Source organism: Alteromonas sp. CyTr2, from assembly GCF_947311905.1.
GTDB lineage: Bacteria > Pseudomonadota > Gammaproteobacteria > Enterobacterales > Alteromonadaceae > Alteromonas > Alteromonas macleodii.
In genome coordinates this window covers 84,027-103,654 of sequence record NZ_CAMZMZ010000005.1, presented here as the reverse complement: position 1 = coordinate 103,654, position 19,628 = coordinate 84,027, and the positions used below count along the sequence as shown (strand labels likewise).

General features: G+C 46.3%; 19 protein-coding genes. All 19 read right to left on the bottom strand.

What is annotated here, in order from left to right:
* Positions 1–87 precede the first annotated feature (87 nt).
* Entirely contained in the window at positions 88–1,212 is a 1,125-nt protein-coding gene (gene flhB / locus QME20_RS04995) for a flagellar biosynthesis protein FlhB (protein ID WP_049588038.1), read from the bottom strand.
* A 6-nt stretch (positions 1,213–1,218) separates the two neighbouring features.
* Positions 1,219–1,998, bottom strand: coding sequence for a flagellar biosynthetic protein FliR (gene fliR, locus QME20_RS04990; RefSeq protein WP_014978604.1), 780 nt, complete (start codon positions 1,996–1,998; stop codon positions 1,219–1,221).
* 12 nt (positions 1,999–2,010) lie between these two features.
* Positions 2,011–2,280: a flagellar biosynthesis protein FliQ gene (fliQ, locus tag QME20_RS04985; RefSeq protein WP_012517675.1), complete on the bottom strand. Its 270-nt coding sequence runs from the start codon at positions 2,278–2,280 to the stop codon at positions 2,011–2,013.
* An 8-nt stretch (positions 2,281–2,288) separates the two neighbouring features.
* Positions 2,289–3,044 (bottom strand): flagellar type III secretion system pore protein FliP, encoded by a 756-nt coding sequence (gene fliP, locus QME20_RS04980; RefSeq protein ID WP_014948641.1) that lies wholly within the window; start codon positions 3,042–3,044, stop codon positions 2,289–2,291.
* Positions 3,037–3,489: a flagellar biosynthetic protein FliO gene (gene fliO / locus QME20_RS04975; protein WP_014948640.1), complete on the bottom strand. Its 453-nt coding sequence runs from the start codon at positions 3,487–3,489 to the stop codon at positions 3,037–3,039. The genes fliP and fliO overlap by 8 nt, the downstream gene beginning before the upstream one ends.
* A gap of 28 nt (positions 3,490–3,517) precedes the next feature.
* Positions 3,518–3,925 carry a flagellar motor switch protein FliN gene (fliN, locus tag QME20_RS04970; RefSeq protein WP_014948639.1) on the bottom strand — a complete coding sequence of 136 codons (408 nt, stop codon included), beginning with the start codon at positions 3,923–3,925 and terminating at the stop codon, positions 3,518–3,520.
* Positions 3,926–3,942: 17 nt separating this feature from the next.
* Positions 3,943–5,001: a flagellar motor switch protein FliM gene (gene fliM / locus QME20_RS04965; protein WP_014948638.1), complete on the bottom strand. Its 1,059-nt coding sequence runs from the start codon at positions 4,999–5,001 to the stop codon at positions 3,943–3,945.
* Positions 5,002–5,028: 27 nt separating this feature from the next.
* On the bottom strand, positions 5,029–5,568 hold the full coding sequence (fliL, locus tag QME20_RS04960) for a flagellar basal body-associated protein FliL (protein WP_014948637.1): 540 nt from the start codon (positions 5,566–5,568) through the stop codon (positions 5,029–5,031).
* Between the two features lie 227 nt (positions 5,569–5,795).
* Positions 5,796–8,111, bottom strand: a complete 2,316-nt coding sequence (locus tag QME20_RS04955; RefSeq protein ID WP_281715544.1) for a flagellar hook-length control protein FliK — start codon at positions 8,109–8,111, stop codon at positions 5,796–5,798.
* Positions 8,112–8,462: 351 nt separating this feature from the next.
* Positions 8,463–8,909, bottom strand: a complete 447-nt coding sequence (gene fliJ, locus QME20_RS04950) for a flagellar export protein FliJ (protein ID WP_014948635.1) — start codon at positions 8,907–8,909, stop codon at positions 8,463–8,465.
* Positions 8,910–8,981: 72 nt separating this feature from the next.
* Positions 8,982–10,316, bottom strand: coding sequence for a flagellar protein export ATPase FliI (fliI, locus tag QME20_RS04945; protein WP_014948634.1), 1,335 nt, complete (start codon positions 10,314–10,316; stop codon positions 8,982–8,984).
* Positions 10,309–11,091, bottom strand: coding sequence for a flagellar assembly protein FliH (gene fliH, locus QME20_RS04940; RefSeq protein WP_281715543.1), 783 nt, complete (start codon positions 11,089–11,091; stop codon positions 10,309–10,311). The genes fliI and fliH overlap by 8 nt, the downstream gene beginning before the upstream one ends.
* A gap of 39 nt (positions 11,092–11,130) precedes the next feature.
* Complete coding sequence (fliG, locus tag QME20_RS04935) at positions 11,131–12,171, bottom strand: flagellar motor switch protein FliG (protein WP_014975903.1); 1,041 nt, start codon at positions 12,169–12,171, stop codon at positions 11,131–11,133.
* Positions 12,172–12,183: 12 nt separating this feature from the next.
* On the bottom strand, positions 12,184–13,878 hold the full coding sequence (fliF, locus tag QME20_RS04930; protein ID WP_281715542.1) for a flagellar basal-body MS-ring/collar protein FliF: 1,695 nt from the start codon (positions 13,876–13,878) through the stop codon (positions 12,184–12,186).
* A 12-nt stretch (positions 13,879–13,890) separates the two neighbouring features.
* Positions 13,891–14,226 (bottom strand): flagellar hook-basal body complex protein FliE, encoded by a 336-nt coding sequence (gene fliE, locus QME20_RS04925; protein WP_014948630.1) that lies wholly within the window; start codon positions 14,224–14,226, stop codon positions 13,891–13,893.
* Positions 14,227–14,467: 241 nt separating this feature from the next.
* On the bottom strand, positions 14,468–15,805 hold the full coding sequence (locus QME20_RS04920; RefSeq protein ID WP_281715541.1) for a sigma-54 dependent transcriptional regulator: 1,338 nt from the start codon (positions 15,803–15,805) through the stop codon (positions 14,468–14,470).
* 16 nt (positions 15,806–15,821) lie between these two features.
* A complete protein-coding gene (locus tag QME20_RS04915) occupies positions 15,822–16,964 on the bottom strand; it encodes an ATP-binding protein (RefSeq protein ID WP_039224851.1) in 1,143 nt (380 codons plus the stop codon).
* A 136-nt stretch (positions 16,965–17,100) separates the two neighbouring features.
* Positions 17,101–18,564 carry a sigma-54 dependent transcriptional regulator gene (locus QME20_RS04910; RefSeq protein WP_239218636.1) on the bottom strand — a complete coding sequence of 488 codons (1,464 nt, stop codon included), beginning with the start codon at positions 18,562–18,564 and terminating at the stop codon, positions 17,101–17,103.
* Positions 18,565–18,727: 163 nt separating this feature from the next.
* Positions 18,728–19,528 carry a flagellin gene (locus QME20_RS04905; protein ID WP_281715540.1) on the bottom strand — a complete coding sequence of 267 codons (801 nt, stop codon included), beginning with the start codon at positions 19,526–19,528 and terminating at the stop codon, positions 18,728–18,730.
* Between the last annotated feature and the right edge of the window lie 100 nt (positions 19,529–19,628).

Sequence of the window (19,628 nt, the reverse complement as noted above, 5' to 3'; positions counted from 1 at the left end):
ACAGCGTGTGGAGAATTTGCTAGCTGGTTCGGGGCACATACCTATGTCCCACCTTCAAAGTCAATTTTAACCCATTTAGCGGTTAGGTTAGTGTCGGTACTCTGGTGGGATAGGCAAATCCCGTTTAAGTGGCTTAGGACGTTTGCCCTTACCTGCTCTATGCGCTTTTAACTGATAAACATGTGCGAGCACCTGCGCTACCGCCATAAATAAGGCGTTAGGAATTTCATCGTCCACTTCAGTGGAGTAGAAAATGGCGCGTGCAAGCATGGGAGAAGGGATCAACGGCACATCGTTGGCGGTAGCAATTTTTCTGATGTGCATCGCTAGCTCATCAGCACCTTTAGCGACCACAACCGGCGCCCTCACTCCCTTCTCATCATACTTGATAGCAACCGAGAAATGGGTCGGGTTAGTCACCACTACGTCTGCTTGTGGTACTTCTTGCATCATGCGCTTGGTTGCAGCCTGATATTGTAGACGGCGAATTCGGCCTTTAACCATAGGGTCGCCTTCCGCATTTTTCCGTTCGTCTTTAACCTCTTGCTTGGTCATCTTCATTTCTTTGTTGTGCTTATACATTTGATAAGGCACATCAATGAGCGCGATAGGGATCATGCCGCACACCAGAATAAGAAACGCCCACTTAAGCATGTCGAGTGCGTGAAAAATGTTTCCCGGATAAAGCTCCATATCAAGGTGGAGCGCTTCATCTTCAAAGAACAGTAACGCTCCGATGGCCATGCCAATTATGATCACCACTTTCGCTATAGACTTGAGTAACTCAACCAAGCCGTTCATGCCGAACATGCGTTTGAAGCCTTGAATAGGGCTCATTTTGGAACCCTTAGGTTTTGCCCCTTCCCAGGTAAAGTTAAAACCACCAAGCGCAATAGAGCCATAAATGCCCGCTATCATTGCCACAACCATGTATAGCAGCACGGCAGGACCTACCGCCGAAAAAGCTTCACCCCATGCGCCAAACATGTGGGTTATGTCATAGGTTTCGTCACGAGAGAGAATGAACATTCTCTGAGTAAGTTTAAAAACAGATTCAGCAATCCACCCGCCCACAAACAAAAACATAAAAGCACTTATGATAAGTACTAGGGTCGTAGAGAGTTCACGGGAACGGGCTAGCTGCCCTTTTTTTCGGGCATCTTCGAGTTTTTTCCCCGTGGGGTCTTCTGTTTTTTCGCTTGAATCTGCCATGTTTTCCTACGAACAAATATTCAATAGTTCACACATAAACTGTTCGGCTCTAAACCATTGGGTTTCGAAGTGTGCAGTAAAGTTATCAAGTGTTATCCAAATAATCAGTAATCCCATTACCTGAGCAATGGAAAAACCAATACTAAAAATGTTTAGCTGTGGTGCAGCTTTAGTCATTACGCCAAACGCCAAGTTCACGATAAGCAGCGAGACGATTGGCGCAAGGGAAAGGGTCACTGCCGATATAAACATCCAGCCTGCCCAATGGGCAATATCGCGGAACTGTTCACCGGTCCACCATGCTTCGCCTATAGGAAACGCCTCAAAGCTCATGACTATCATTTGGATCATGGACAAATGCCCATCCAAGGTCCAAAACAATAAGGTCGCTAGTATCAGATAAAACTGGCCGACTGCGGGCACGTTAATACCGTTTACCGGGTCAACGATTGACGCAAACCCCAAACCGGTTTGCATTGCTATAATTTGACCTGCAAGCACGAAGGTATTGAGCACCATCATTGATATAAAACCAATAGCAATGCCTATTAGCAACTGCTGAATAACGATTAAAAATGTGCCCACATCCACCAAATTTTCTATGGGTGACGGGGGCACTACCGGCATGATAATGAGCGTGAGCATTATACCCAACAAGGCTCTTACCTGCGGCGGAATGGATTTAGCACTCAAGCCAATCATGGCCACGAATAAGCCGCTAATGCGCATAAACGGCAGCAGCATGTCTGCTAGAAATTGATTGATGGTCGCAAGTTCGACTTCCACAGCTTTAGCCTTCTATCCCACAACCTGCGGGATCATATCAACCATTCTGAAAGTAAAGTCCATAAGCTGTTGCACCAACCAGTTTCCGCCCCAACTCAGCGCGAGAAGCGTTACAAGTAAGCGGGGCAAGAAACTCATTGTCTGTTCGTTGATACTGGTCGCCGCCTGAAAAACAGCAACAACTAGACCTACGATCAAGCTTGGAACAATCACCGCAGATACCAACACAATAACCATGAACATGGCTTCTCGCAGTATTTCTACAAAGACTTCTGGTGACATAAGCCCTCCTAGACGCCCATGCCGAAGCTGGTCGCCAACGTGCCGAAAATCAAGTTCCATCCATCAACCAACACGAACAACATGAGCTTAAACGGTAAGGATACAATCATAGGTGAAAGCATCATCATACCCATAGCCATCAATATAGACGCTACCACCAAGTCAATGATGAGAAAGGGAATAAATAGCATAAAACCGATTTGAAACGCGGTTTTAAGTTCACTGGTTACAAAAGCCGGAATTAGGATGGTTAGCGGTACTTCATTGGTGTCAGCGTATTTTCCTTCGTCTCCGGCTATCCGTACAAACGTTTCTAAGTCTTTTACCCGTGTTTGAGAAAGCATAAACGCGCGCATAGGCCCTTTGGCTTGCTCAAGAGCGTCTAAACTGGTGAGCTGCTCGTTAAGATAGGGCTGTAAAGCTCGCTCGTTCACCTCTTCAAACACCGGCGCCATAATAAACATGGATAGAAACAAACTAACGCCAATGAGTATCTGGTTTGACGGTGATTGCTGTAAGCCAATCGCCTGACGCAAAATAGACAACACCACAATAATACGCGTGAAAGAGGTCATCATCATGATAAACGCAGGAATAAGGCTTAGCGCTGTCATGATAAACAGCGCTTGAAGCGTCATGGTGTAGTCTTGAGAACCATCTTGATTGGTTGTCACCGTGACTGCAGAAATCCCCTGTTGAGCATAGGCGGGCTCAACGAGAAGTAATAAGGGCAGTATTAAAAGTAGCCAGGCAAACTTACGCATCTCTCGACTCTTCCTTTGTTTTATTCTTTTCTATATTCGGGTTGAGCTTTCCCGCCATAGCAGCAACAAGTTTTTGTTTAAACGCATCGGCACCATTTTGTTGCTCGCCTGTGGTTTTGTTCACACCTTTCACAGGCACATCGAGATTCTTATCTAATTTGCTTAAATGAGAGATGTTGTGACTGGTTACACCAATGAGGTGCTGCTCTTCACCTACCTGAATCACCATGATTTTTTCTTTTGTGCCAACAACCATGCTGGCCGCGACTTTCATTTGATTTCCACCCATCGCAGTGACATTAAATCGACGCATCACATAAGCGAGAGCGAAAATGACGCCAACAACGACAAGTAAAGAAAGGAAAATTGACAGTACCGACGTGGGATTGGTGATTGACTGGGTCGACTGCGCGACGGCTATCTGGCTAAATAAAAGGGGCAGCATTGCGCAACCCCTTACTTTATAAGAAGTTTTATCTGAGCTTCTTGATTCTCTCAATTTGACTAATAACATCCGTTAATCGAATACCGAATTTGTCGTTGACCACTACTACTTCTCCATGAGCAATCAACGTGCCATTAACTAATACATCTAGTGGCTCACCGGCAACACGATCCAGCTCCACCACAGAACCCTGGTTCAACTGTAGCAGATTTCGGATACTTATTTGACTACGACCGACTTCCATCGAAATAGTCACAGGTATATCTAGAATGGTATCTAGCTTTTTCTTTTCTTCTTGCGTAATCGGCGCGTCGTCAGTTAATTCGTCAAGTTCAGCAACTTGTACGTCTTCGTTATCGCCAGCCTCTTGTTCCGCTTCAGATTCGGCTTGTTCGGCCATTGCCGCTGCCCAATCGTCCATACCGTCTTCACTCATGGGAACTCCCCTCTACCTTACAGGTCTTCTTCGAGTACTTGCAGTTCTGCGTCATTATCAATAATGCGCCCACCGCGGGTTAATAACTGTAGCTCAGACTTCACTGAAGTCGGTCTTGCAATCTTCTCTACAATTTTCAGTGCCAAATTGTCGCGACTGCGACCTAATTTAGCCCTGAACGTGGGTAAATCTTCAATTAATACTGTGATGGTTTCTGGCATCTCCACAGGTATGATATCGCCAGGTTTAAACTCCATCACATCGCGAAGCGGTACATCAACGTCTAGCATATGCGTAGTTAACGCTACTTTAACGTCCATGATTTCATCGCGAAGGGCCTTACTCCAACGTAAGTCTGTATCTTCTTTATCGCTTTGAACACCCGCATCAAGCAATTCGCGAATGGGCTCTAACATTGAGTATGGCAAGGACACGTGGAAGTCGCCACCGCCACCATCTAGCTCGATATGAAACGAGCTAATAACTACAACCTCGGTCGGGCTCACAATGTTCGCCATCGCAGGGTTAACTTCTGAGTCCAAATATTCAAACGACACATCCATGACCGGTGCCCAGGCTTCTTTATAATCTTCAAAGATTATTTTAAGCAGCATCTGGATAATACGGCGCTCGGTAGGCGTAAACTCTCGGCCCTCAATCTTCGCATGATAACGTCCATCACCGCCAAAGAAGTTGTCTACCAGAATAAATACCAAGCGGGCTTCCATGGTGATAAGTCCCGTGCCTTTAAGCGGACGGAAACGCACCATGTTCAAACTCGTTGGAACAAATAACGTATGAATATATTCGCCAAACTTGATCATCTGAATACCGTTAATCGATACTTCAGCTGAACGTCGCATCATGTTGAACAAACTCACACGCATGTGACGTGCGAAACGTTCATTAACTATTTCAAGCGTAGGCATACGCCCACGCACAATTCTGTCTTGCGAGGAGAAGTCGTACTCGAGCGTAGAAGCATCAGAGTCGCTGCCGCCGACCTCTTCTTCTTCTACATCATCTACCCCGTGTAATAGGGCATCGATTTCATCTTGAGATAATAAATCACTCACCGTCTTCTACCTTACTTAGTCAATGCATTACTGCATGACAAACCCAGTGAACAATACGCGCTCAACTACATCGCTGCCCGTAATGTCCTTTAATGCTTTTTGTACTTCAGTTACTGCCTGCTCGCGAAGCTCAATTTTACCGGCTTCGGTAACCAGATCGTCTGCGTTTGAAGTACTAAAAGCCTGTAGTAATGTCCCTTCAATTAGCGGTATATGCGTCTTCGCCAGCTCTTCATTGTCAGAACCGCGCACAAGCAACTGCACTTTTATCTGAACCAACCTGTCTCTTCCTGCACCCGGCACGTTAAAAACAAATGGTCGCGGCATCGCTACGTAAAGCGCAGTGCCCATTTCAGCTTTCCCTGCTGCTGATGCTGGTGCGCTCGCAGCCGCTGCGGCGGCATCAGTCTCTGCAAGCTGTTCGGCTGCTGGCTCATCACCGCCTGCAAACAATAAGAAATAGGCAGCTGCACCGCCTCCTAAAAGAACCACAGCGATAATGATGATCAACATCATTTTGCCTTTCTTTTTACCGCCTTCTTCTACTTGTAATTCTTCTTCAGCCATGTGTAACTCGTCAGTAATGCTCGGAAAAAACGTATTATCAAGGTTCCGTCAAAAATGGCAATGCCATTATTTGAGGAAAACAATATGTGTACGGGTAATTTTTTGCGTCTTCACGCTTCCTATTACCCTCTAATATCACCTACTGCTCACTCCTTTCATTCAAAACATAGCAGCGTTTACGTATTCTCTCTATGCGACCTATTGGTAATAATTCATACGGGATGTGGTTAAGCGTAAAAGTCTATGCCGCCCTTGTCCGCGCGCGAAATCGACTGCTCAATAACCCGCATGCCATCCGTGTCGTCTACACCGTCATTTTCTCCACGATCCCCAGCTCCCTGACCTTGGTGACTGTTTCCTGCAAGTTGCTGGCCATTTTCTTGACCAGAAGAATTATCTTTCCTAACTTGGGCGTCGCCTAACTCAATACCTTGTTCTGAGAGCATATCCCTTAGCTTAGGCATAGCATCGGCCAACGCATCTTTAGCTTGCTGTGATTGCACAACAAAGCTCACGCTTGCAGCGTCACCCGCCACATTTACTCTCACCTGCATACTGCCAAGCTCGGGAGGATCTAAGCGAATTTCAGCCATGGTATTTCGCGCATTAACCATCCAGCGAATTTTCTCACCAAGCTGCTGCTGGCCGTCGCTCTTATGAATATTGACCGCTTTATCAAAACCTTCAAACTGCTGCTGAGTTTTTGACGCTTCAGCGCGAAGCTGAGAGTTTTCCTGCATAACCGATTCAGTTGGATTAACCAATCCAGCAATAGCGTGTTGAGCACTTGCTTGAGTTTGCGTCATCAAATTTAAGAATTGACTGGCTTGACCGTCTACACGCGCTGTCATTGAAGCAACCACATCAGCACTTACCGCAGCATCTTTTGCGGCATCGGCAACAATAGTTGATAAATCAATGCCAGGCTCTCTACCTTGCTGGACTTGTTGCTGAAACTCGTTAATGCCAGCGATAATGTTAGCCTTCACCGCTTGTTGCTGTGCACCACCAGGCAGAGCCGCGACTACACGCTCTGCAAACGCTTCTGTTGCCTTTTGCGCGCTTTGTGGCGATAGCTCACTTATCGCTGAAAGCAGGTCGCTTGAAATTTCTGTAGCACCAAAAGAATCAACTACCTTGGTTTGCTCGCCGCTGTTATCAACGTTTGACAGCCCCTCAGACGATACTGATTTAGCGTCGTTTGATGCTGCTGTATTTACCGCCACGCTGCCGACAACAGCTGCCTCTGAAGTTAACTCGGCCAATAACTCTTGAGCCTCGGCGAGATTGTCATCAAGAGATTTGGCCTGAATATTGTTAAGTTCATCTGCTAGTAGACTTAGTACGAGCGATTCATCGGCCGATTTTTTACCGCTTTCAGATAGCCCATTTAACGTTTCTAACATACCGCTTAATGCATTTGCGGCTTCAGTGTCTGACGCTAGACCTTTTTCGGGATTTTCTGTGTGCTCAGTTTGCATGAGCTTGGCAATTAATGCTGAAAGCTCATTGTCATTTTTTACTTTTTTATCTAAATTAGTATTGATATCGGTTTGCGCATTTGAAGACGCATTGTTTGCTTCACTATCACTTCCACTCTGTTGATTGTTAGCGTTGCCACCAATAAGAAGTGAAGTTAGTGCAGTGAGTGTTTGTTGTGCTTCAGACGACAGGGATTCGATGGCTAATTCACCATCATTGTTACTATTAAGTTGCGACAAAAGATGAGCCATGACCGATGGCATATCGCTCGCATCCACATCCTCCGGAAGCTTCCAAAGTTTTCCGCTTTCTTTTATAGATACGACGTTAACTGCCTCGCCTGCAGCTTCAGAGATACCCTTATCTTCTGTGGTACCTGATTCACCTGAAGATTCATCACTTTTTCCAAAACGATTGGCTACCGTCTCAACGTAGGCAATCCAGTCTGGCTCCCCGTCGTCTTTGCTTGGCTTTCCATCTGGCGTGCCAGGTGAGGTAATAACGCCAGCCTCGGCATCTTTCCTGCCGCCTTCTCCAATGACATACTGCGCGTCGGTCACGTTTTTTTGTTCTACGGCGCCTTCAGCGTCGTCAATAACGAGATTGGTATTTTCACCGTCAGTTGAAGGCTGCGTTGTCGTTGCTGAACCTTGCGCAACCTCGTGTGCACCAAGCGTTGCATTTTCTTTTTGATTTGCATTATGAGAGTCAGCTTCAGACTCAGCTGGAATATCTGTCACTTCGTCACGAACAGGTAAATCCGTATGTCCCGCATCGCGGTCTTTACCATTTTTGATCGTGTCACTGGAGACTGAAGATTGGGGAGCCGCTCTGTCCGAACGGTTTGCTGTTCGAGATTGAGCAACCTGATCTTCTTTTTCGTTTAAAACAAAATCTGACTTGGTCGTTTTCGCGTCTTGATAAAGTCGGTTAAATGCTTGGTTATTTTCATTGTTCGCTTGTTGCTGAGTTCCGATACCCGTTCCAATGGCTTTCGCCGTACCAGAAGCAGAGAATGGTAATGCGGCAATGTCTGTTTTATGTGCGGCAACTTGTTGCATATTGTCCTACCGTCCTACATTTAAATCGTCTTTCACCAAGAAGACGTATCGTGATGCGAATGATTCACGTGGCGTTTTATTACAAAAAACTTGATGCCATTTCATCGCAAACCCACCAACGCTTACTTTAATTACAATCACTTAGCATTACTTAGTCAGCATGTATCGCTATGATTTTTCGCTACGGCCCTTAGTCGCCCTCGCTGAATTTCAAACGCTATACTGTGTGATGAAACTCAAAGAAACGATGATTTTCCGTTGTAGCGATTGCAAAGTAATTACGTCGCGCTAGTACATTATGAAATGGTTTTTGCAAGGGTTGAGCCAAAGTGGCAGAGGCTCGACTAATTATCAGAAAGGCGAGCGCTTAGCTCTGAAAAATCGTTGGGTAGCAAACTCATCCATCATGGCCTGCTCAGCTCTGGCTTCTTTTTTCTGCTCTGCCAACTTTTTCTTATCTAGCAACAAGGTAACAGCTTTCACTTTTTGTTGTTGCTTTAGCCAAAGTTGCTTTCGCTGATCCGCCGCCATTTGTGCACGAGCAATCACTTGCATCTGTTGTTCGCACGCTTTATCCAGTTTTCCAACGAAGGATAAATGCTGCTGATAATAGGTGGCGGTAACACCTGCTTGACCGGTTTGTTGAATACCTTTTATGTAGTCAATGCGGTACTGCTCAAGACTGGTTAGCTTTTGCTTTTGCTGATTAACGTTCTGTTGGGCCTGTTTGTAGTATCGGGCTTCTCGCTGCTCTTTTTCGCGCTCGAATTCGGCTAAACGTTCTAGTTGTTTAGACATTATGCGATACCTTTTGAAAAGTTGACGACTTCTGGATCATAGGCAAGCTAACTTGCATTGCAGCACTATACATTAGCCTTGCCCCAGCCCTTTAGCCAGTGCAGCCATGCCTTCTAAGCTCTCGTCATACGGTATGACTTGTTTCATCCCTTGCTGCAATAAAGCGTTGATTGCAGGCTCTGCGCGAATAGCCAGATCAATACGCGGGTCTGAACCTTTCGCATAAGCGCCAATAGAAATGAGGTCTTGGTTTTGTTTGTAGTTTGAATAAACTTGTCGAATACGACGCGCCATCAATTGATGTTCTTCGCTCACGACCATAGGCATTACACGGCTTATTGACGCCTCAATATCAATAGCAGGGTAATGACCGCTATCGGCAAGGGTTCGCGACAACACCACGTGACCATCTAATATAGCGCGAGCGGCGTCGGCAATGGGGTCTTGCAAATCGTCACCTTCGGTTAGCACCGTATAAAAAGCCGTGATAGAGCCTTGGCGCTCGCTACCGTTACCTGCACGCTCAACCAAAGCGGGAAGCCGAGCAAATACCGAAGGTGGATAACCTTTTGTGGCCGGTGGCTCACCCACAGCCAACGCAATCTCGCGCTGCGCCATGGCATAGCGTGTTAAAGAATCAATCAGCAGCAGTACTTTCATGCCTTTATCACGAAAATATTCAGCGATAGTTACCGCCGTCTCACAGCCCTTTAAACGCATAAGCGGTGAAGTATCGGCTGGCGCTGCCACTACAACCGCCCGTTGGCGTTCTTCTTCTGTCAGTATTTCGTGGATAAACTCTTTTACTTCTCGGCCACGCTCACCTACAAGCCCAACCACGACCACATCGGCTTCACAGCCTCGGGTCATCATGCCAAGTAGCACACTTTTACCCACGCCACTTCCTGCAAAAAGCCCCATACGCTGACCAACGCCAACCGTATTTAACGCATTGATGGCACGTACGCCAACATCCATAGGGGTGTTGATTGGACGGCGAATGAGCGGGTTCATAGGAGGACGCGTAGTGGGAGCTCGCGCTTCGGCATTGATTTCACCCAGTCCGTCAAGTGGCTGACCGTTGCCATCGACTACACGTCCCAACAGTCCCATACCTACCGGCAAACCGCTTTGCCGGTTTAACGGCATAACGCGACTCCCTGGCACAATACCGCGAACCGCTTCAGTGGGCATCAAATAGGTAATATCATCACCAAAGCCAACCACTTCAGCTTCTATTTCGCCTTCGATGGTTTGCACTAAACATTGACTGCCCACCGGCAGCTGGCAACCTACAGCTTCAAGGGTAAGCCCTATGCCCCGGACTAATTTTCCCGCCGCAACAACGGGTGGCGATGTCACTTGTTTAGTAAGTGATTCAAAATGGGCATGCCAAGGGCTAGTCATCAGATAAACCTTGGTTTAAAAGAAACTTATCGATAACGTCGCGGCATCGACGCTCAATCGACACATCTACGGCATTTTGCGCAGTGGTAATGTCACAGCCACCGCGTTCCATTGCTGGTGCTTCAACCAAATTCCAGCCTTTTTTGGTCATTTCCTCTTCACCAAAATGCTCTTTTACCAATTCAATATCTTCAGGATTCATATGAATTTGATAGTCAGCTTGATTAATTGGTAGCGCCTTAATACCTTCGCTTAACGCCTGCATTATAACCTGTTGGTTAGTACTTACCTCTGTTTTAATAACTGCTTTTGCAAGAGTAACGGCGAGTTTTACCAATTGATCTCGGGTTTCATCGTTGGCTTGCGAGAGTGGGTCGTGAAATTTTTCAGCAAGTATTTGCCACACTTCGGCTTGTGCCGTCATTTGCTGGCGGCCTTCTTCAAGCCCTTGTTCAAGCCCTTCGGTGTGACCTTGCTCTTTACCTTCCGCTAAACCTGCTTCAAGACCTTGCGCTTTTCCTTCTTCAAAACCTTTTTCTTTGCCTTCCTGATAACCTTCATCATAAGCAGCCTGACGTATAGCTTCTATTTCTTCAGCGGTAGGCGGCTTAATCTCTTCCTCAACTTCAGGCGGTTCATACTTCCAGTCCGAACGTTTGTTTAACGCGTTGGTCGGCTCGTTTTCTCGGGGTGCAGTGGGGTCATCAACGAAAGGTAGGTCCCATTTTTTAGCTTCATTTACTTCGTTTTCGCTGAAACTTTTTTTGGCAGTCATATATTTACCTAGGCTAAATGAGTGACGGGACTAGCGTTCCTACAGGAACTCTTCGCCACCGCCACCACCAAGCATGATTTCACCAGAGTCAGAAAGTCGACGGGCAACAGAAAGGATCTCTTTCTGCGCTGTTTCCACTTCACTAATACGCACAGGACCGAGCGCTTCCAAATCATCATTAAGCATTTCAGCAGCACGCTTAGACATATTGCGCATAATTTTGTCTTTAAGCTCTTCGTCAGCACCTTTAATGGCTTTAAGCAGCGCGTCTTGCTGTACTTCGCGCAGTATGGCCTGAATACCCTTGTCGTCTACATCGACTAAATTGTCGAATACAAACATCAGGTCTTGAATTTGCTGGCTCATCTCTTCGTCTTGCTCGCGAATAGCATCCATCAACTGACCTTCTATCGCGGTATCTAGGTAGTTCATAATGTTCGCTGCAGACTTCAGGCCGCCCATTTTGGCTGCTTGTGTACCCGCTTGACCTGCAAACTGTTTCTCCATGATTTCGTTCAGCTCTTGTAGTGCAGCCGGCTGAACTTCCTCTAGATTTGCTATACGCATTAGCAAGTCGAGTCGCACTTTTTCAGGGAACTGCGCCAATATTTCAGCACTTTGTTCAGGCTCTAAATAAGACAATACGATAGTTTGAATCTGCGGGTGCTCATTGCGAATAATGCTGGCTACTTGCTTAGAATCCATCCACTTCAATGAGTCTAGGCCTTTTGCACCGCTTCCCATCAGGATTTGATCAATTAGGTTTGCGGCCTTATCTTCACCTAACGCGGCTGTGAGCGCACGTTTAACAAAGTCTTGGCTTTGGAAGCCAATGGTACTGTAATTCTGAATTTCTTCGATAAAGTGCTTATGAACCGCCGTAATTTTGGTTTGCGTCATATCGTCCACTTTTGCCATTTCAGTACCGAGCTTTTGTACTTGCTTGGGCTCTAAGTGTTTCAATATCTGGGCGGCGTCTTCTTCAGAAAGACTCAGCAGCAAGATGGCCGCTTTTTCTACGCCTTCTAATTTACTGACGTCGTATGACGGCTCGTCAACATTGGCAAGTTCTTCAGCCATAATCTTATCTCACTACTCGTCTTGCATTAACCAGCCCTTCACTACTTGGGCTGATAACTCAGGTTCATTGGCCACAAGGGCACGTACGGCTTTAAGTACATCTTCATCTTTGTGCAGGTCAGGCAGCATGAGTGAACCATCTGGCGCAAAACCTACCTGTCCTTCATCAAAGTCAGACGTTAACATGCTAATGGTGTCATCGCCTAAATCTAAGCCCTCGTCTGCATCAAATTCATCGGCGTCGTTCGACTCATCAGGATTAATAAGACGACGTAGCATAGGACGAATCACGAAGATGATAAGCACTATTATAACCAAGCCACCAACAACTAGCTTTAGAATTGGTAGAAATCCGGGCTGCTCCCAAATAGTCGCGTCTTCAATTTCCCCTGCGTCCATCCGAGTAAAGGGCACGCTTACAACTTCTAACGAATCACCACGGGTAACGTCAAAGCCAATGCCGCCCTGTAAAAGCCTACGTATGTTGAGAATCTCTTCTTGTTTACGCGGTGTTGGCGTCATCGCACCGTCTTCACCCGCAACTTGGGTATAGTCCACCGCCACAGATACACTTAATCTGCGAATAACCCCTGTCTGTTTCTTGGTATGACTGATAGTGGTATCAAGTTCGTAGTTGCGCGTAGACTCTTTTGCTGTGCGCCCAGGCATAGTTTGTTGACTGCCGCCCACTGCATTTTCTGGAATGTTAGAATCTAATGGAGGTTGATTAGACAGTGCACCAGGAATACCTCCAACACCGCCACCTACGCTGTTTTCTTCCATTATCATTTCACTGCGAACCGCAGGTAAATCAGGGTTGTAGCTACGCTGTGTTTGTTCCATAGCTGTAAAGTCCATGGTAACGTCAGCTTGTGCTGTGTAGTTACCTATGCCCAATACTGGAATCAGTATCGCGTCAATTTTTTCTAAGTACTCTTGCTCACGCTGGCGCTCAATCTCGTATTCTTTTCTGGCACGAGCACTCATAGAATCTTGAGAGCCTGAGTTAAGCAGACGACCATTGCTGTCTGTTACGGTTACCTTAGACGGCTCCATGTTTTGCACTGCAGACGCCACAATATCGACAACAGCATCAACCTCTTCACCGGCAATAACGGCACCGCGCTTAGCCGTTAGCACAACGGTTGCCGACGCTTTCTTCTCTCTTCGCGCAAATACGTTCTCTTTAGGCATAGCTAACAAGACACGGGCTTTTTGAATGCTTGCGATATCTTCGATGGTAGCCGCGATTTGTTGCTCGCGGGCGTGTTTTAAACGCTCCATCTCAACACGCTGGCTCACACCAAACCCCATATCCTGCATAATGATATCGGTACCGGCATCAGAGGCCTTTGTTAACCCTTGGCGGGTCATGCCTAAACGGATGTTTTGGAATTCGTCACTTCTTACGTAAACAATATTGCCTTCAAGCTTATAGTCGATTTGGTTCGCATCCATATAATCGAGGGTTTCAATAAGCTCTTGGGTTTCCATTTTCGCAAGTGGACGGTAATCAGGTTCTTGCGACCAGATAAGAATAAAAATAGCGATGGCGACGCAGATTACCAAAACAACCACAAGGGCCATTTGGCGCATCATATCTGCGCTACCTAAAGTGTCCATAAAACCAGATTTGTTTTCTGGCTCATTGTCCACTGCTTGATTTTGATCAGGAACCGTAAGGTTTGTACCTGTAGCTTCAGCCATAACCTACTCCACCTACACCGGCATATTCATTATTGTTTTATAGGCTTCAAGTACTTTGTTACGCACTTGAACAGTGGCTTCAAAAGCAATGCCTGCCTTTTCTTTCGTCAGCATAACTTGAGCTAGGCTTAAGTTAGGGTCGCCCATTTCAAAACGCTGCTGCGCGTCTTTAGATTCGAGCTGCATGCCGTTTACACCATCTACCGCATTCTTTAACATGGTCGAGAAATCACTTGCCGAGCTATTAACTTCACTAAGCGGCTGCTGTTGAGGCTCATTAACTTGAAGACGAGTTTGCCCAATCATGTTCTGCATTTCTTGATACAAACTATTGGCTTTAACGTCCATAACCACTCCTAGTGCTTTTTCGAGACCGCCTGAACATCGGCGTATAACTTATGTATAGAGGGGATTTAGCAAAGGGCTTGCCAACTTTAAAAAGCCATATATATCAACAGGATACGTTAAAAGGGAGAGGGTTAGCCAAATTTATGGCGTTTAGCTTAGTGTGAGCAACAAAAAACCGCCGCCTTCTTTACTACAGAGGCGACGGATAAGGACGAGGAAACCGAAAGTGTAGAAAGCGACCTTATGCGGGCACTTCAATACCGTCTTCGCGCATGCGCGCTAATTTGTAACGAAGGGTTCTTGGACTAATACCGAGCTTTTCTGCCACATCTTTACGCTTGCCGTTACACGACACCAATGTATCGAGGATAATTTGGTGTTCTTGGTAGCGCAGCTCAGACCCTAACCTATTTTCTTCAACATGCTCTTGCAGTGTTTCAACAGGTGCCGTCATGTCTTCGTCAATCATTAAATCGCTGGCGTCGATTTCATTGTGTTCACATAAAATAAGCGCCCGTTGAACCACGTTTTCTAGTTCGCGAACGTTCCCTGGCCAGCTGTATTGTGACAGCTTATTGCGTGCTGCTGCGCTTAACCTGATAGTACCCAGCCCTTGAGAACTAGCGTGACGCTGAACCAGATGATCGGCGAGAGGGACAATATCACCCGGACGTTCCGATAGCGGGCGCCACTCAATAGGGAATACATTTAAGCGGTAGTACAAATCTTCTCTGAACTCTCCCGCATCCACTGCTTTTCTCAAATCTCGGTTACTTGTAGCAATAACACGGACGTTGAGCTTAACGGTTTTACGTCCGCCAAGACGCTCTACTTCGCGCTCTTGTAACACGCGTAGCAGTTTAGCTTGAAGCGCCAAATCCATCTCGGTTATTTCATCAAGTAACAGCGTACCGTCTTGGGCTTGTTCAAATTTACCCGGGCACGCTTGGATTGCGCCGGTGAACGCACCTTTTTCGTAACCAAACAAGGTCGCTTCTAGCATGTTCTCTGGTATGGCTGCACAGTTGATGGCGACAAATGGCGCATCACTTCGCGGCGACTGATCGTGAATATAGCGAGACAGCACTTCTTTACCCGAACCGCTTGGTCCCATTACCATCACAGTGGCGTCGGACTTCGCGACTTTGCGAGAAAGCTCAAGTAACTTCAAGCTTGAAGGGTCAGCAACAATAGGCGTGCGAGACTCTATTTTTTGAGCCGGCGCGTAGCGTCCCACTAAATTAAGCAGTACTTCTGGGGCAAACGGTTTTGATAGATAGTCTGTAGCGCCATCGCGCATTGCCTGCACGGCATCATCAATAGTGGCATAAGCTGTCATCAACAGCACCGGCATATTGGGGTACTTAGTTTTGATACTTTTAAGTAGCGTTAAACCGCTCATTTCGCCCATTTGAATATCGCTTACCACTAAATCGACGGAGCGCGAAGACAGCACCATCAACGCTTCTTCAGCACAGTCAGCGGCAACAACCTCATAGTTACCTAACAGAAGGGTGTCTAGGAGTGCTTCGCGTAATCCTGCGTCATCTTCAACAATTAAAATGGTAGTTTTAGACATTATTCTCTCCTATGACCTACGCAACATGAGTCAATGTTTGTGAAGATTGAGCGTTCACCACACACGGCAAAGACACACTAAAGCACGCCCCACCTTCTGGCATATTTGATACGCTAAGCAAACCGTTGTGGGCGTTTACGACGGATTTAACCACCGCAAGACCAAGGCCCGTGCCATGAGTTTTAGTTGTGAAAAACGGTTCAAAAATTTTGTTTTTGAGTTTATCCGGTACGCCAGGACCTTTATCTATAATGGCCACATGCAAACGTTCATCAGACACTGCAGTTTCTACGTGCACGCACTCCCCTTTCGGAGTAACTTGGCTCGCGTTGTGAACAAGGTTTAATAACGCGCCTTGAAGCGCTGTAAGATTACCGGTAATAGATACGTTTTTATCGAAGCCGCTAAAAGTTAGCGTTTGCTGTGCTTGAGCCGTCATGGTTTGGGCACTGCCTTCAATTGAAGTAAACAACTCTCCCAAGCTAATTTGGCTGACCACTTGTTCTTCCCCTGACTTAGCGAAAAGCAGCATGTCGTTAACCTGACTCTCTAGCTCTTTAAGCCTGTCAGTTAGCTTGTTTGCAAATTGAGTTTGTGCTTCTTGTCCCAAGCCTTTGCGCGTTAAATTAGACGCATAGAGCATGGCCGCAGAAAGAGGCGTACGAATTTGGTGAGCAAGGGATGCCACCATTTTTCCGAGAGAAGACAGGCGCTGCATATGACTCACGCGTGCTTGCAGCTGCCGCGTTTCGGTTAAGTCGGTAATAACAATTAATTGCCCAGGCTCATTTTCTAATGGCGTGATAGAAAGCTTCACTCGGCGACCGTCAACAAGTGAGACTTCGTGGCCGTCGTCAGCGCGAGGCTTGAATGAGCGCGTGATAATACTTCGCCACACTTCCTCTTCCAGCGGTTCACCTAACAGTGCTTTCGCTTGTTCATTGGCTTGGCGTACGATCCCTTTGCCGTCTATAACGATAACGCCCGCAGGCATTACCTGAAGTAAGTGTTCAAGTCGACTCGCCTGCAACCGTAAAGACGAAATATCGTCACTGCTTGAGGGGTCGTATTCATCACGAGATATAGCATTATCAATACTATCTAACGCATAGCTTGATGCTGAGTACTCAGTTGATTGTGGTGTGCTGTCAAAAGCCATATTGCCCTCGTCAAATTGCAGACGCTGTTAAACTATGACTTAGATAAAGCAGAAGATGTGCCAATTCATCATTGGCTTATATTTCAGTTAGATAGGATGAAATTATAGAGGAAAGCGCAACGTCAATTACCTGACATTACGCTTCTTCAGTACGTTGAATATCGTACTTCCGCATTTTCTCGACAAGCGTTGTTCTGCGCATACCAAGTTTGTCGGCAGCTCGAGCCACCACCCAATCTTGATTGTCTAACGCCTGTCGAATGAGGTTTACTTCCAACTCAGAAAGGTACTCTTTGAGATTAACCCCTTCTTCAGGTAAAGATGAAGAAACCATTCCGTTCAGACCCTCATGGCTTTGCTCGTTAAGGTCTTCTTCTGGCTCTTGCGCGGCCGCTTCAGCAAAGAGTGCATTGAATGCTTCACGCTCAAGAATTTCTTCTGGATAATCAGGCTCGTAAGCCTGTACATCACCGTATTGATATTTCTCAGGTAAATCGGCGATATCAACGATTTGACCAGGATAAAGAATTGTTAAGCGTTCAACCAAGTTAGACAGCTCACGAACGTTGCCTGCCCATTCGTGCTCCATTAACGAGGCGATCGCTTGCTCGGTAAAGCGCACACCTTCCACCCCATCACCTTGGATACGGCTATTTAGCTCTTGGAGCAGTAAGGGGATATCGTCTTTTCTTTGTCTGAGTGCAGGACTATCAATCGGGAATACGTTGAGTCGGTAATACAAGTCCTCACGGAACTTGTCTTCATTGATCATGGTTTCCAAATTGCGGTGCGTCGCGGCGATGATGCGTACGTTACACTGAAGGGGTTTGTTGCCACCTACGCGCTCGAAGGTACGCTCTTGTAACACGCGCAATAATTTAACCTGCATCTGAAGCGGCATATCGCCGATTTCATCCAGAAACAACGTACCGCCTTCCGCTAACTCAAAACGGCCTTTACGTGCGCTGATTGCGCCAGTAAACGCCCCTTTTTCGTGACCAAATAGCTCGCTTTCTAGCAGCTCGCCAGGAATGGCACCGCAGTTTACCGGAATAAATGGCCCGTCTTTGCGTTCAGATAAGAAGTGAACATTACGTGCAACGACCTCTTTACCTGTTCCAGACTCACCTAGAATCAAGACAGTGGCATCAGTTGGAGCAACCTGTTCAACTAATCGACGAACTATTTGTATTTGTTCGCTTTTACCAATAAGGCTTCTAAACAGTCGCGTCTTTGTTCCCGATGTACGAGACAAGCTCGGTTTGCGCCTTGAGTATTCTTGGCAACGATGGATAGCTTGGGTCAAAACGGGATAGGTTAATGGCGTTGCAATAACGCTAACGAGATTACAACCTGCTGATGCTTGGCTATTATTTTCAACCAATGCTACAAATGGTATGTGAGGAAACTTCTCAACCAGTCCGCTGACTATGGCTGGCGATATGTGCTCTATAAGAACAGCATCAGCCCCACTATCTTGCAAATACCTTTCGCAATCACTAAAGCCTCGCGATTGACACGATTCTCCCATGAAGGTAACGATAGTTTCCAAGTTTTGAATAAGTTCCTGGTTGTCACTAACCAGCAAAATGTTCTTCATCAATTCCCCGAGAACGCTTTGTTATTATTTACAGTTTAGCGCATTTATAAATTGTAACGACAAAAGATCGGAGCGCAACCGCTGTTTTCGGAAATGTATCAATAAAAAAAGCAGGTTACCCTGCTTCTTTCGATTAATTTTAGCAAAATTAACGTATGTTGGTTTAACTCAACAACGATAAAACCTGACTTTGCTGCTGATTCGCTTGCGCTTGAACGGTTAGCGCCGCCTGACCCAGCACATCGTTTGACGCCTGCTGTGACACAGCTTGAGCAAAATCAAGATCTTGAATGCGGCTACGCGCTTCAGCGGTGTTCACGTTAGCTTGAGTAAGAGAACGCGCCGCACTTTCGAAACGGTTTTGGGTAGCACCTAAATCGCCTCGCGCGTTACCAAGCGTTTCAATTGCAGCATCAGTTGCACCTAGCGCATCTTCAATGCTGGTTCCCGATGTAATATCGATAGCCAGTACATCGTTTAGCTGAGCAGCAACATCCTGTGTGTTGACACTAATTGATTGACCCGCACTTGAACCTGATTGGAATTCAAGTGAGCCAATTTCAGATAGTAACGGCTTGCCAGCAAAATTCGTCTGCTCGATAGTTTGCGAGATGCTTTCTTGCAGCTGAGTGATTTCAGATTGAATAGCACGGCGATCACCACTGCTCAAAACACCATTGCCAGATTGTAAGGTAAGTTCGCGAATGCGATTCACATCGTCGTTGATTCTACCTAAACCACCCTCTGCAACCTGCGCCACCGAAATTCCGTCGTAAACGTTATTAATAGCCTGGCGGTTGCCTTCTACTTCAGACGTTAACCGGTCGATGATTTGCTGGGCTGCTGCGCCGTCAGATGCATTGTTAATTTTCTTACCGCTGGCAAGCTTCTCAAACAGGTTATTTTGCTTTTCTTGGATTTGACCAATAAGCGAGTTACCTGAATCGGAACCTATTTTAATCATGAGGCTACCCTATTAAACTTTCACTAAATATAGTGTAGTAAATAGACAGAAGAATAACCAGTGACTGTTTTTTTAAATAGTATGAAAATGAATACCCAAC